A 13,521-nucleotide genomic window follows, 5' to 3' on the forward strand; every position below is an offset into this window, starting at 1 on the left:
TGTGGTCGAACCCGTCTTCTACCAAGAACGCCACAGACAGCCAATGGTCACGCCGGACGGCAGATACACAGGTCGTACCTGCGTACGACCAGGACCTACCGTGCTCCAGACGCTTGGCGTCGGATCCAGGCCGCGCCGCGTAGCGCGGCCCAGCCAAGGGGCGGGGAAGGACTTCGAGACCTGTCCGTCCCGCGTTCCGCACGAACAGACGATGCGCGACTGGCCACTGTTCGCGGCGGCCGGCTCGGCCCCAGGGCGTCAGGCGCGATCAGACCGCATCTGGGCGATCCGGGCCGGGTGGTTGGGACCGCTCGTGGTCGAGACGCTGTAGCAGTAGCTGTGCTTCGTCGAGCAGGGCCTGGCCGCGTGCCGTCAGGGCGACCGGCCGTTTGCGGTGGTTGAAGATCGCGAAGCCCGCAGCCGTCTCCAGCTTCTTCAGACGCCCGTTGAGGGAGGTTCGGGGGATGCCGAGCGTGAGTGCCGCCGCGCGGCGGGTGCGATACCCGGGAAGCAGCAGGGCAGTCCGTAGTTCTTCCAGTGCGCCCGCGCGCGTGCTGATCCGTTCCATGTCCGGCGACAGCGGGACGCCGAGGCCGACGAAGGGGCTGGGCTGCCACGCTGGGGGCGCACTGTGGCCAGCCGCGTGGCGGGGAATCTCCCACGCGTCGAGGAGCTGTGAGACGTTCGTATCGGGTGCGGCCAGTTCGCGGGCGATGTCCGCCACCGTCCTGCCCTTGTCGTGGTACTCGGTACGAAGCCATGCCAGGTCGACGGATCGCTTCAGTTCGCCCGGTGCGCGGCGCGGGCGCAGCGGGATGTTCGCCTGCTGCAGCGCGGTCTTGACGATCGACGGGGTGCATCCGGCGAGTTCGGCGGTCTGCCGCTGTTGCAGGCGCTGCCGCTGGTAGAGATCGCGCAGCTGGTCGGGTACCAGGTAGCCCTGCCGCGGCGGGCGGGGGTAGTTGCCTTTGTTGTGTGGGCGGGTCTGGGCGCTCAGACGGCGGTTCTCCATCAGCAGGCGCAGTTGGTGCACCGTGAGGCCGAGCGTCTGGGCGACGTCCCGGGCGGTGGAGTCGGGGGTCAGCAGTGCGCGGACGCACTCAGTGGGGATGTCGACGAGCGGCTGGGGCGGAGCGATGTCATCGAGCCAGTGTGCCGGCGGCTCCCACGTCACCGGCTCGTCGGTGACATGGTGGGCGGCGAGGTTGCGGTGCGCCTGCTCGTCGAGGAAGGCGAGGATCTCCGGGTGCGTCCGGTAGGCGAAGCGGTGTGTCCAGTCGGGTGCGTGGTTACCGGGCAGCGGGTCGGCCCCGAGCAGCAGCCGCCGCAGTTGCCAGCGCAGCCGTTCCAGGTGAACTCGTTGGAACTGCCGGGTGCCCAGGCTCTTACAGAGACGCCAGTGGGCGTTCTCATCGAGGAGCAACGGATTCATCTCGTCGGCGAACAGGGCCCGGCGGCGTGCGTAGTCGATCGGTACCTCGTGCGCGTCGAGAACGCGTGCGTAGTGCACCAGGATGCTGCAGATGTGATCGGCGTCGACGAATGCCAGCAGCGACTCCAGGTTGCTGCGGAACTGCGGGTTGCCCATGATCCGTGCGGCCTGGCGGTGCCCGGCCGGGCCGCCGGGGATGAGCATGAGGCTCGCGCAGGCTCGTCGGATGCCCGCGATCCGCGGCTGGTTCGGGCTCTTGGGCGGCAGCAGCCGCAGCGTCCAGGACGGCCAGAGCATCCCGGGCGTCTTGGACGCCCGCACAGTGATGTCGGCCTCGTTCAGGTGGGGCTCGGCGGGCTCGGCGGTGGCGGTGCCGTAGCGCAGACGGGCCTTGAGGGTGAGTTGCGGATCGGACGCTGCCAGGATGCGCCTGACGACGCGCGGGCCCGCGGACGTCCAGTTGCGCAGATACCGTGTCGGATGCTCGCGCAGCTCGCCGGTCTCCTTCTCGGGCGAGAGGCACATCCACGCGAAGACCTCGTCGACGAGGGGATGGTCGGGGTCGGTGGCGATGGCGGCAAGGGCGGTCCCGATCGCGACGTTGCGCGCGTCATGAACCTCCCACGACGCCTCGTCCCCGCCGAGGGCCCGTCCGCAAGCGTGGACGATGTCCAGGGCGACGGCGGGGACGTCCTCGGGGCGGATGCGGATGCCGCGCAGAGCTCTACGGCCCAGATACGACAGCTCACCGGCCCGCTCCAGCGCCGCAGGGCTGTGGTGATCGGCCATGACCGTCGCGTCCACATGGGCCTGGGCGAGCAGGACCGCCCCGCCGACGCGGAGGCCGACCGCGGGAGCCTTCGTCAGCTCGAACCCGCAGCGCGTCCCGCGCCCGCCGCGGTCGGTCAGGGCGCGGCAGGCTTCCGGGCGGGGCAGCATGCGGTGGTTCCCGCCACTGGCCACCGGTGGGTGCTTGCCGCAGGCCGGGCAGTGCTCCAGGAGCAGCAGGTTGTGCCGCGTGCAGGCGAAGGCCCAGCCCAGGCGCCAGTGCAGCTGCCACCGCCACTGGTCGTCTGCCAGGCAGGCGGGGCAGTAACGCGAGGTGGTGCCGTAGACCCGCCAGTGGGCCGGCGCCGTCAGACGCCGGGTCTGGGCAGCGATGCGCACCAGGGAGCCGTCGAAGCGCTCCAGAGTCATCGACCGCAGCTGCTCGACCTCGACGCCGGTGCGGGCCTGGAGCAGGCCGGCCTCGTCGTCGTTGAGGCGGCGCACCATCCGGCGCAAGGCGGCGTGCGACAGGCCCAGGTAATCGGCGAAGTCCACAGTGTGCGTGCGCAGTCGGTGCGCGTACCGCTCCAGCCAACTGTCCAGTGCCTCCCCGGGGGACGGCGCGACGAACAGGGGGATGCGCTCATCCGTCCAGGTGCTCACGCCGACCTCTTCTTCCGGCCGGCCTGGCGGGTGGGACGGGTGGTCAGCAGACCGGCCGTGATCGCGGCCTGCAGTTCCTTGCGGGCCTGTTCGGCGGCGGCGTCGTTCTTCACCATGTTCATCAGCTCCTCATCCAGGCGCTCGGCGCCGGTGCGGATCGCGCGCAGGCAGCCGCGGTTGATCAGCGCCATGAGAGAGGCGAAGTGGCCGGTGGAGCGGGCGAAGAGGTAGTCCGAGAGGTCCTCGGCGAGCATGCCGGGATGGGCGTCGGCGAGGACGAGCTTGTGCTCGATCGTCTTGAGTAACAGGCGCCACTGATGGCGGCCCTCGTCGTCATCGACCTGGAAGGGCGGCAGCGTCAGCGCGGTGGTGCGGCGCCCGAACTGGGCGAGCGGGCTGTTCTTCGGTTCGAAGCCCTCGTGCAGGATGCCGCGCTCCTGGACGCCGACGCCGACGTAGATCAGGGTGAGGGGGAAGACGTTGGAGAGGTACTTCAGCTGGTTGGCCATGCGGACGGAGTTGGACTTGCTGCCGGCCAGGAAGTGGATGTCGTCGATGATCATGGCGACGGTCTTCATCGACAGCACGGCGTCCACGGCCCGCTCGGCCAGCGTGTCGGCGTCCCCCTTGACGGGCAGCCCGTAGAACCGGCAGATCGCCGCGTTCAGACCGCGGATCTGCGTATTGCCGCTCAGCGCGATGTAGATCACCGGCACCCGCCGGTCCCCGGCCAGTGTGGTCGCCCCGCGCAGCCTCACCTGGCGGCGGAACAGATCGCAGCCGTAGGCGCGCACCGCCGTGCTCTTACCGAGCCCCGGATGGGCATCGACCAGGGCGGCCGGCTTGGTCTTGTCGCCGTCCTGCCGATTCGACTCGATAATCTCGCGCAGGTCCGCATGCAGAGCCAGGAGCTGTGGCGTGTCGATGGGGCCGATGTTGGCGTGCCAGACCTCCCGGCCATCGTTGTACATCAACAGATCCCGCGGCGACAGTCCGGCGAGTTCTGCCCGGGTGAGCCGCTCGGGCTGGATGCGGTCCGGGCCGTTGACCTCCTGCAGCCAGCCCGGAAGGCGGGTGGGCGAATACTGGCGGTCGTCGCCCTCGAACAGCCAGGGACTGTCGGCCGTACTCAACGGCTCCCCCAGACGTCGGCGTAGTACTCATCCTCATCGACCAGGCCAGCGCTCTCCTCGTCTGCCGGGGCTGCCTCACACTCCTCGTCCTCGTCGTCGTCCCCGCCCAGGTCCTCACCCACAGGCGCGACCACCTGCAACTCCGGTGCCGGCCCACGGCCGGCTCCCGCGTCCGGCGAGCTGAGCGCTGCCAGACGGCGCACGGAGGGGAGCTCGGCGATCGCGTCGGCTTCGGGGTCGCCTTCGCCGACCAGCCGCCGACGGTCCTGCGACAGGCGCACGGCCATACGTCGCTCGGCCCGGTCCACGGTCAGCCCGGCACCCCAGCGTTCCAGCAACTCGATCAGCGCGCGCTTGGTGTCCGGGAAACGATGCGTGCTGGCCGCGATCCGGCGTGCGTACTTCAACGCTTCCAGGCTGGCAGGCCCGTTCAGGGCCGGGGCGTGCTCCCAGGCCAGGGTGTGCCACAGGTGAGACTGCTTCGGATCCTGGAAGTAGATCTTCCTGATGTCGGCGCGATCCACGGCGAGGGGCCATTTCCCGGCGTGTTCGCCGCGGTGCGGGCTGATCCGATTGCGGTAGTCGTCGAGCCCCGCGCCGTTGTAGCGGAGCCCGTTGATCTCCATCCCGTAGTGGTGGATGGGGCGCCACTCCTCTTCCAGGAACTCGAACGCGAGGCTCGGCCTGGACGGGATGCGCAAGGGCCCCGCCCGGTTCACACCGTGCTCGAACATCTCCAGCGGGCTCAGCTTCAGACCCGGGACTTCCGGGACTGTCAGCCCTCGGTGATGCCGCCTGTGATAGATCAAAGTGATCCACTCACGGATGATCATCTCAAGCTCGTCCAGAAAGAAGTACGCCTCGGCCTCACCTTCTCCCCCCGGCTGTGCACATCCGGCCCCTTGTAGCCCGGAAGTGCAGCCAGAAGCCCCTGGTTCAGCGTTTTGAACCACCGCTCCACCGGTTTGTCGGTCGGCGTATGGGGGCGAGCCGGCTGCAGCGAGATGTCGAGCTTCGCGCTGACGCTCGCGATGTGGTTCGAGACGTAGATCCGGCCGTGGTCATAGATGATCGTCTCCGCCGCGACCGCGGGCAGCAGCGGCTGCCCGTGCGCGTCCACCAGCTTCTGCGCGTCGAACACCACCGTGGATGGAACCCCGCAGTACGGGAGCGGCTCGCCCGTTGAAGCAGACGGCACCTCCCGCGGTCGGATCGTCTCGAACAGGACACCGGCCACGTCGGTCGACTTCGTCGATACCGGCGTCAGACGCAACCCGGTGATCACCTTGCTGTAGAGGTCCATGGCGACGGTGAGTTCGCACTGCACCCACCGGCAGGTCACCGGCTCCATTGCGAAGACATCCAGGCTGTTGGTGTCCAGCACGACGTACTCACCCGGTCGCGTCGCCCGCAGCTTGCCGAAGACCCCCTGGGGACGGTTCGCGATGGACCGCTTCCCCTTCGTACTGCCCTGGAACGCGTTCGTCCCCCGACCGAGTTCCTTCAGCAGTGCATAGCCCGTGGTCTGCTTCGGAATGCTCACCTCATCACTGCCGTACTTCTTAGCCAGCCGTTCTTCGATCTCCATCAGCACCAGGCCACGAACCGGGCGGCTGGACTTCTCCAAGCTCCCGATGACCGTGCGTGCCATCTCCAACCAGCGCGGATCGGCCCGGTCCAGCACGCCTTTGGGCTGGCGCTTGCTCACCAGCCCGGCCGGCCCGTCCCGCTCGACCTTGGACACCCATCGCCGGACCGTTGCCGGGTCGACTCCCAGCTCGGTGGCCTTTGCCCGGTACCGGTGCATCAAAGGCATCCCTGGCGCATAGTCCGGCCGCGGCTCACCCTCCAAAGCCAACTCGGAAGAACCGAGTTGAAAGCCGAAGCGAACTTCCTGCACATGCCGAAACCGAACGGTGAGCGCGTCGTCCTCCGCACTACTGAGACCGCCCAGCAACGCTGCGGCCGCCGGCTCCGCAGGCGAGGTCTCCACCAGGAACTCGGTAGAGGGGTGAGCCAGCAACACCGACAAGTCGACCTGCCGCCACGTGGGGCGGCCCTCCGCCGACATCTGCTGAAGGAGGATGCGGCGGCCCTCGATCTCCGCGATCGTGAACTGCTCGCCGTCATAGACGAGTGGCAGACCAGTCCGCAGAGTCGTTGTCCAGGCGTTCACAGTGACCTCCGCAGGACCCAGTCGCCACTCAGCGGACGGGACAAATCAGTGGTCAGCCGCCCAGACCACACCAGCGCCAAGAGCGCTGGTCGCGCCTCGTGGTCCGGGCGCTCAGCTGCCAGCCGTCGCTCGGCGACACCGAGTCGGTCACCGTCCTGCACGCTTTCCCAAGCGCGCTCGATCTCGGCCTCCGGCACCACGCCCGGGCGACGGTAGGCCGCCAGGAACCGGACGTTCTCCAAGACCACCCGGTCCGCGCCGGACCAGATCTCGTACTCCCAACCGTGCCGTTCGACCAGGTCACCCGGCCAAGCCAGCGCCTCCGCAATCTCGGGGTCCGTGAGCCGGTCTGCAGGCTTGACGTTCACCACCCGCACCGCTCCCGACTCCATGATCAGCAAGAAGTCCGGCACGTGCCGACGTACTCGATCGCCTACCCGAGCGGTCAGGTGACACGGCTGGGCATGGATCCCCCGCACGGCAGGATCCATGTCGGCCAGGAGAAGCCGTGCCAGCTCCAAGCGGCTCTCATACACCACCGGGCCAGCCATCGTTGCCGACGAGTACCGCCCTGAGTAGTGCGCTTGGCCGTGGACGGAGCGAAACTTCCGCCAGGGAACTGACCATGTGAAATCCGCCAACCGCAGGTCTTTGAACGGGACCTGGCGCACCGACGCGTCGTCGTAACGCACCGACGCCATCGGCTGCTTGTACTTCCCGCGGACCCGGGCTGGACTCGAAATGGCCATAGGCCGGAAGCTAGTTACCGTGCGGAGTCAGTGCGCACAGATCCCTGGAATTGCGCATCCGGTGCGCATCTCACGGGTACAGTGTGCATCGGTTCGCGGAACCTACACCCTCGGCGCCGGGGCGCCGGCCGACCCGGTGCGTAGGCGTCAAGGGAAGCGAACAGCCGCTCCGGCCGTCCTCCGCGTCCTCGATCCTCTCCAGCGGCCGACGGGCCAGGACCAGGCCAGAGCCAGGGCCAGAGCCGGTTGAGTATGCTCGCCGTCATGTCCACGGCAGCCACTCCCGGCCGCCGATCCGCAGGCCCCCGCAAGAGCGGTCCGACCACCCGAGAGCAGCGAGACGAGCACCGTGACCAGCTACGACTACGAGAAGGACGGCGCGGCCATCTATCGCCAGTCCTTCGCCACCATCCGTGCGGAGGCGGACCTCGCGGGCTTCCCCGCAGACGTCGGACAGGTGGCGGTCCGGATGATCCACGCCTGCGGAATGGTCGATCTCGTCCGCGACCTCGCCTACACGCCCGGTGTGGTGGCCCGAGCCCGTGAGGCCCTGCGGGCCGGCGCGCCCGTCTTCACGGACGTCCGGATGGTGACCGGCGGGGTGACCCGCAGTCGGCTCCCCGCCGGCAACGACGTGCTCTGCACGCTGTCCGATCCGGCCGTCCCCGCTCTGGCCGCGCGGCTCGGCACCACGCGCAGCGCCGCAGCGCTGGAGCTGTGGCGGGACCGGCTGGCGGGTTCGGTCGTCGCCATAGGCAACGCGCCGACCGCCCTCTTCCGTCTCCTGGAGATGATCGAGGAAGGCGCACCCCGGCCCGCCGCCGTGATCGGTGTGCCGGTCGGGTTCGTCGGGGCGGCCGAGTCCAAAGAGGCCCTGGTCGCCGCCCCGTCCGGGCTGGAGTATCTGACGGTGCGCGGGCGCCGGGGCGGCAGTGCCATGGCCGCCGCCGCCGTGAACGCGCTCGCCTGCGAGGAGGAGTGAGCGACGGAGCGGGTTGAACCGTCGGCGGGGCGCGAGGCAGGTGGAACGTCAGCAGCGGCGCGAGGCTGGACGGCATCGAGGAGCCCGCGCGGGGACCGGTCGGACCAGTTGCCGATCAGGCCGGTTTCGTACGTGTCCTATCCCGGTCAGGGATCCGGTCCAGCCATGCTCCGATCCATCGTGCCGCCTCCTGTGGGTCCGGCACGACGGGAACGCCCGCGGGCGCCGGCGGTCTGCGCACCACGACCACGGGCAGCCCCGCCTCCCGGGCGGCGGTCAGCTTCGGCGCGGTGGCCTCACCCCCGCTGTCCTTGGTCACCAGGACGTCGACGCGATGACGGCGCAGCAGCTCGCGCTCCCCGTCGAGGGTGAAGGGGCCCCGGTCGAGCAGCACCTCCATGGCGGACGGGCAGGGCGGCTCGGGCGCTTCGACCGAGCGGACCAGGAACCACAGGTCGTCCAGGCCGGCGAAGGCCGCCAGACTCATCCGTCCGGTGGTGAGGAAGATCCGTCGCCCGAGCGCCGGCAGCAACGCCGCGGCCTCCGCCGGAGAGTTCGCCTCGTGCCGGCGGTCGCCCTCGACGGGCGCCCAGCCGGGGCGCCGCAGCGCGAGCAGCGGGACCTTCACGGCGGCGGCGGCCGCGGCCGCGTGGAAACCGATCGTCCCGGCGAAGGGGTGGGTGGCGTCGACGATCGCGTCGACCGCGTGCTCGCGCAGCCACGCCGTGAGGCCCTCGACCCCGCCGAACCCGCCCACGCGGACCTCACCCGGCGGCAGCCGGGGAGCGGCCACCCGTCCGGCGAGCGAGCTGGTCACCTTCAGGTCCGGCACGGCGCGCAGCAGCTCGGCGAGCCGGCGGGCCTCCGCGGTCCCACCGAGTATCAGTACGTGCACGAGAGTCCGGCTCCGATCATGAGCGGCGGCGGGTCGGGGGCTGGGAGGACGGAGCAAGCGGTAGGAGGGGCCACGCGGGGAGACGCAGGGAGACGCAGGGAGACGCAGGGAGACGGTCCGCGGGGCGACGCGGGACCGGACCATGCGCGCTCCACTCAAGCACACCGGCCCACGGGTACGCGGTCCCCGGTCCGGGGCCGCCGGCCGGAGTGCGGGATCCGGTTCCCGGGGCTCGCACCGCGCTGCCGCCCGGCGGCGGCCGCCTGAACCGGGCTCCGGGCGGCGGGACTCGGACCCGCCGCCCGGACCGGGGGCACAAGGCGCCTGTGGTAGCTTGCCGACGCCGGTCGCCCCCGTGTCCGTACATGCGGGCGCGCTTGACGCGCAGCGGTAAGAGCGGCGGACGGCCCCACCGGCCGCCGACAGCCACCGACCACCTTCGGCTACCGGCCACCTTCGGCCACAGGCCGAGGCCGCTGACCCCTGTCCACCGGCCGCCCACGACCGGGGCGACCTCGCGGCCGGGAACTCCGCGCATCTGCAAGCACCTGGAGGAGCATCACGTGACGAGCCGTGTCACCTTCGTCTCGCCCGCCGTGAACGCGTCGCTGCGTCAGGCCCGTTTCGACGACGGAGGATCGATCGACGCGGGCGGGGCGGCGCGGGCCCGGGCCGCGGCCGGCGCGCTGCCCGCAGGCGCGCGCGTCGTGACGTCGTCCACCGTGCGCTGCCGGGAGACGGCCGCCGCGCTCGGCCTGGGCGCGGCCCGGCCGGCGGGGTCGGCGACGGAACCGGTGGAGCCGCTGGAACCGGTGGAGCCGCTGGAGTTGGCCGGGCTGGACGTGGGGCGCTGGCGCGGACTGACCCTCGCCGAGGTGGGCGCAGCCGAGCCGGAGGCGGTGGCCCGCTGGCTGACCGACCCGGGATCCGCGCCGCACGGCGGGGAGTCCGTCCTGGACCTGTGCGCGCGGGTGTCCCGCTGGCTGGAGTCGTCGTCGGGGGCGGACGGCCGTACCCTCGCCGTGGTCGAGCCGGAGATCGTGCGGGCAGCGGTCGTCCATGTGCTGGGGGCGCCCGCGACAGCCTTCTGGCGGCTCGACGTACCGCCGCTCACGGCCACCTCGATCAGCGGCCGCGACGGTCGCTGGAACCTGCGGCTGGGACATCCGCCGGACTCGGCCGAGGCCTCGTCCGGCGCATCATGACGTCCCGTCAGGTGACGGCGCGACAGGGCCGCTGTCGCAGTCACGCCGACGTGCCGTGTCGACCGTCGACCGCCACGTCGTCCTGTCACGTCGGCCTGTCAGATCGGCCAGTCACGTCGACTGTCGCGGCTGATCGGGTCGACTCCCCTGCCGGGACGGTCAGTTCGGGGCGGCAGCGGGCGTCGTGCCCGCGGACACCGTCGCCGGCCGGGGATTCAGCAGCCGCTCGGCCAGTTCCCCGAAGCCGAGGCCGAAGGCCGCCCACATCGTCACCTGCAGGGCGAGCGAGGAGAGGCGGAACCGCCACAGCAGCGTGGCCGGGAAGTCTCCCGGCACCTCGTTGACGGCGGGCAGGAACCCGTACGCCAGCCCGATCACGGCCACGAAGCCGACGACGGCGACCACGGTGGCGTGCCATGCGCCGAGCCTCGGCGTGAGCCGCTTGCCGACGATCACCGCGGCGACCGCGACGAGGACGCCGAGCACCATCATCAGGAAGTAGAGCGTGGTGCGCTGGGCGATGGTGTCGTGGTCGCCGACCGCGGGCGGGTTGGCCGGGTACTTCAGGAACGGCACGACGTCCACGGTGAGCAGGGCGGCCCCGGACAGCAGCAGCGCCGTGGCCCGGGGGCCGAAGCGTCCGACGCGGCCCAGGGCGAAGCAGTAGGCCAGCGCGGCGATGCCGCCGAAGGCCACCCCGTAGACCAGGACGCCGGTGGCCAGGCCGGCGGTGGACTGCAGGCTGCGGGAGACGAGTTCGACCTCGTGGTGGTGCGCGGGGGTGTGGGACTCCTCGAAGCCGATCGCGCTGTCGACGTTCGGTTCGCCGAGGAAGTACGCCACGACCAGGGCGAGCACGCCGGCCCCCAGGCCGGCGAGCATGCCCCGGACGAGCAGGTTCCTTACCGTTGCGGAATTCATGCGGGTGCGGCGCCCCTCGTCAGTGGCAGGGGAAACCGAGCAGGTGACGGGCGTCGTGCACCCACTCGTGGACGCCCTCGCCGGAGACCACGGACGTGGCGCCCTGCTCGGCGCCCACGAAGTAGAGCATGACCAGCATCAGGACGCCGAAGAAGACGGCCCAGGGGGCGATGTCCCTCAGCGGCAGCTTGGCGGGTACGGCAGGGGTGGTGGCGGTCGGCTGGGCGACGTGCTGCGCCATGGCAGGGCCTCCTCTGGGAGTTCGCGTCCCATCTCGGTGGTGCACAGGACGACGGCCCCGGGTCTGACTCGCGATGCGCCCCCGCTCCGGGCGGCGCATCGATCACAGTGGCGCGACCGTGCCGGATTTCCACCGGCTTCCGTGATCCCGTCGTCGATAACAGAGCGACGGTACCGTGTGTCGCGTCCATGGCCAATACCGCGCCACCTGGGGTGATGCCGTTCTCTGCTGTCGTGTGGCCCGGATCACCCGTCGGCGACGGGCCTGTGGGGGCCGGAGAGGACCCGGTGCGCGGTCGGCGCTCTCCGGCCGGCAGGCGCCGGAGCGGGGGTCCCGTCCCTGGCCCGCGCCCCTGTCCCGCGGCGTGATCCGCGTGGCCGCGTGGCGCGCCGCGCGACCCACTGGTGGGTTCCGGGCGGCCGGTGCCAGAGTCTGGGCCATGGCCATAGACGTCGTAGCCCTCCGGGCCCACTTTCCCTCCCTCTCGCAAGGGTTCGCGTTCTTCGACGGCCCGGGCGGGACGCAGACCCCCGTGCCGGTCGCGGAGGCGATCGTCCGGACCATGACCGGTCCGCTGTCCAACCGCGGGACGGTCAGCACGTCCGAGCGCAACGCCGAGCGGTCCGTCGCCGGGTTCCGGGCCGCCTACGCGGACCTGCTGGGCGTGCCGGCGAGCGGCATCGTGCACGGCCGCAGCGCCACCCAGCTCACCTACGACTTCTCACGGCACCTGGCCAAGGGCTGGCGGGCGGGCGACGAGATCGTCCTGAGCCGGCTGGACCACGACGCGAACGTGCGGCCGTGGATCCAGGCGGCGGAACGCGCCGGGGCCGCCGTCCGCTGGATCGAGATCGACGAGGCGACGACCGGGCTCGACCTCGACTCCTACGAGCGGGCGCTGTCGTCCCGGACGAGGCTGGTCGCGGTGACGGCGGCCTCGAACGTGCTGGGCACCAGGCCGCCCGTGCGCCGGATCGCCGACCGGGCCCACGAGGTCGGCGCCCTGGTCTTCGTCGACGGGGTGCACTACGCCGCGCACCACCTGGTGGACGTGCCGGCGCTGGGGGCCGACCTGTTCGTCTGCTCGCCGTACAAGTTCCTCGGACCGCACTGCGGCGTGCTCGCCGGGTCGCCCGACGTCCTCGAGGCCCTCGCGCCGGACAAGCTGCTGCCGTCCACCGACACCGTGCCGGAACGCTTCGAGTTCGGGACCCTGCCCTACGAGATCCTGGCGGGGGCCACCGCCGCCGTGGACTTCCTGGCCGCGATGGACCCGGGCGGGGAGGGGGACGGGCGCGCGCGGGACGGACACGCGCCGGCCGGGCGCGCGCCGGACGCCGGGAAGCCGGACGACGAGGGGCCGGACGACGAGGGGCCGGACGACGGGGAGCCGGGCGCCTCGCGCAGGGAGCGGCTGAAGCGGTCGCTGCGGTCCCTGCACGTTCACGAGAACGCGTTGCGCTCCAGGGTGGAGGAGGGGCTGCGCGCGCTGGGCGACGCCGTCACCGTCCACTCGAAGGCGCCGGACCGCACCCCCACCGTCCTGATGACCCTGAAGGGCCGGGACGCGCGGGAGGCGCAGGCGCATCTGGCCGCGCGGGGGGTGGTGGCCCCGGCGGGCTCCTTCTACGCGTATGAGGTCTTCGCCGCGCTGAAGCTGCCGGACCCGTCGCTGCGGGTGGGGCTCGCGCCCTACAACGACACGGAGGACGTCGACCGGCTGCTCGACGGGCTGGCCTCGTTCCTGTGAACCGCGTGACACGCGCCGTTCGGCGCCGGGTTCCGTGCGGGACCCGCCGCGACACACGCCGTTCTCCAGACTTGCACGGTTCGTTTTCTTGAATGGTTCGTCTTTATGCCGTAGATTCGACCTCATGACAGCCCCCCGTGCACCGATCACCGCCGAGGAGCTGCGCGGTGCCGGCCTGCGGGTGACGGCCGCCCGTGTCGCACTGCTCGAGACCGTCCGCGAAGGCGACCATCTGGACGTCGAGGCGATCGCCTCCGGCGTCCGCGGCCGCGTGGGCCACATCTCCGTGCAGGCCGTGTACGAGGCCCTGCACGCGCTGACCACCGCAGGCCTGGTGCGCCGTCTGGAGCCGCCGGGCAGCCCGGCCCGCTTCGAGGGGCGCGTCGGGGACAACCACCACCACCTCGTGTGCCGTTCGTGCGGCGTCGTCGTCGACGTCGACTGCGCGGTCGGCCACGCCCCCTGTCTGACCGCTGCCGACGACCGCGGCTTCTCCATAGACGAGGCCGAGGTCATCTACTGGGGCCTGTGCCCCGACTGTTCGTCCGCCCGCAGCACCTGAGCACCCGCAGCGTCCCGACCTGCGGTACGTGAGCATGTGATCCG

General features: G+C 71.1%; 12 protein-coding genes and 1 riboswitch. Of the genes, 4 read left to right on the forward strand and 8 right to left on the reverse strand.

All coding sequences use genetic code 11. From position 1 onward, the window contains the following. Positions 1 to 268 precede the first annotated feature (268 nt). The 5 genes from IE239_RS02310 to IE239_RS02325 are packed head-to-tail and all read right to left on the reverse strand — an operon-like array spanning position 269 to position 6,921. Positions 269 to 2,863 (reverse strand): TniQ family protein, encoded by a 2,595-nt coding sequence (locus IE239_RS02310; RefSeq protein ID WP_190147516.1) that lies wholly within the window; start codon positions 2,861 to 2,863, stop codon positions 269 to 271. Further along, positions 2,860 to 3,996 (reverse strand): AAA family ATPase, encoded by a 1,137-nt coding sequence (locus IE239_RS02315; RefSeq protein WP_190147517.1) that lies wholly within the window; start codon positions 3,994 to 3,996, stop codon positions 2,860 to 2,862. Before IE239_RS02315 ends, IE239_RS02310 begins: the two co-directional genes overlap by 4 nt. Beyond that, complete coding sequence (locus IE239_RS41735) at positions 3,993 to 4,829, reverse strand: hypothetical protein (RefSeq protein WP_229877709.1); 837 nt, start codon at positions 4,827 to 4,829, stop codon at positions 3,993 to 3,995. The genes IE239_RS02315 and IE239_RS41735 overlap by 4 nt, the downstream gene beginning before the upstream one ends. After that, the gene (locus IE239_RS41740; RefSeq protein ID WP_229877711.1) at positions 4,826 to 6,172 is read right to left on the reverse strand and encodes a COG3415 family protein; all 1,347 of its coding nucleotides are present in this window, start codon (positions 6,170 to 6,172) and stop codon (positions 4,826 to 4,828) included. The genes IE239_RS41735 and IE239_RS41740 overlap by 4 nt, the downstream gene beginning before the upstream one ends. Next, a complete protein-coding gene (locus IE239_RS02325; RefSeq protein ID WP_229877713.1) occupies positions 6,169 to 6,921 on the reverse strand; it encodes a TnsA-like heteromeric transposase endonuclease subunit in 753 nt (250 codons plus the stop codon). The genes IE239_RS41740 and IE239_RS02325 overlap by 4 nt, the downstream gene beginning before the upstream one ends. Positions 6,922 to 7,270: 349 nt before the next feature. On the opposite strand from IE239_RS02325, the gene IE239_RS02330 reads away from it, so the two are divergent. Further along, positions 7,271 to 7,903: a precorrin-8X methylmutase gene (locus IE239_RS02330; protein WP_190147518.1), complete on the forward strand. Its 633-nt coding sequence runs from the start codon at positions 7,271 to 7,273 to the stop codon at positions 7,901 to 7,903. Positions 7,904 to 8,018: 115 nt separating this feature from the next. Here the strand turns inward: IE239_RS02330 and IE239_RS02335 are convergent, their stop codons facing one another. Next, positions 8,019 to 8,798 carry a cobalt-precorrin-6A reductase gene (locus IE239_RS02335; RefSeq protein ID WP_190147519.1) on the reverse strand — a complete coding sequence of 260 codons (780 nt, stop codon included), beginning with the start codon at positions 8,796 to 8,798 and terminating at the stop codon, positions 8,019 to 8,021. Positions 8,799 to 9,361: 563 nt separating this feature from the next. Between IE239_RS02335 and IE239_RS02340 the strand changes: the two genes are divergently transcribed. After that, a complete protein-coding gene (locus IE239_RS02340) occupies positions 9,362 to 10,003 on the forward strand; it encodes a histidine phosphatase family protein (protein WP_190147520.1) in 642 nt (213 codons plus the stop codon). 159 nt (positions 10,004 to 10,162) lie between these two features. Here IE239_RS02340 and IE239_RS02345 read toward each other — a convergent pair whose 3' ends face one another. Together IE239_RS02345 and IE239_RS02350 are read right to left on the reverse strand one after the other, a co-directional pair. Next, positions 10,163 to 10,924, reverse strand: a complete 762-nt coding sequence (locus IE239_RS02345) for a CbtA family protein (protein WP_190147521.1) — start codon at positions 10,922 to 10,924, stop codon at positions 10,163 to 10,165. Positions 10,925 to 10,943: 19 nt separating this feature from the next. Next, positions 10,944 to 11,165, reverse strand: coding sequence for a CbtB domain-containing protein (locus tag IE239_RS02350; protein WP_190147522.1), 222 nt, complete (start codon positions 11,163 to 11,165; stop codon positions 10,944 to 10,946). A gap of 36 nt (positions 11,166 to 11,201) precedes the next feature. After that, positions 11,202 to 11,359: riboswitch (cobalamin riboswitch) on the reverse strand. Between the two features lie 245 nt (positions 11,360 to 11,604). Between IE239_RS02350 and IE239_RS02355 the strand changes: the two genes are divergently transcribed. Both IE239_RS02355 and IE239_RS02360 read left to right on the forward strand, forming a co-directional pair. Beyond that, on the forward strand, positions 11,605 to 12,915 hold the full coding sequence (locus tag IE239_RS02355) for an aminotransferase class V-fold PLP-dependent enzyme (RefSeq protein WP_190147523.1): 1,311 nt from the start codon (positions 11,605 to 11,607) through the stop codon (positions 12,913 to 12,915). 124 nt (positions 12,916 to 13,039) lie between these two features. Next, positions 13,040 to 13,477: a Fur family transcriptional regulator gene (locus tag IE239_RS02360; protein ID WP_190147524.1), complete on the forward strand. Its 438-nt coding sequence runs from the start codon at positions 13,040 to 13,042 to the stop codon at positions 13,475 to 13,477. Positions 13,478 to 13,521 lie beyond the last annotated feature (44 nt).

It is taken from the genome of Streptomyces humidus (assembly GCF_014649655.1).
Lineage (GTDB): Bacteria > Actinomycetota > Actinomycetes > Streptomycetales > Streptomycetaceae > Streptomyces > Streptomyces humidus.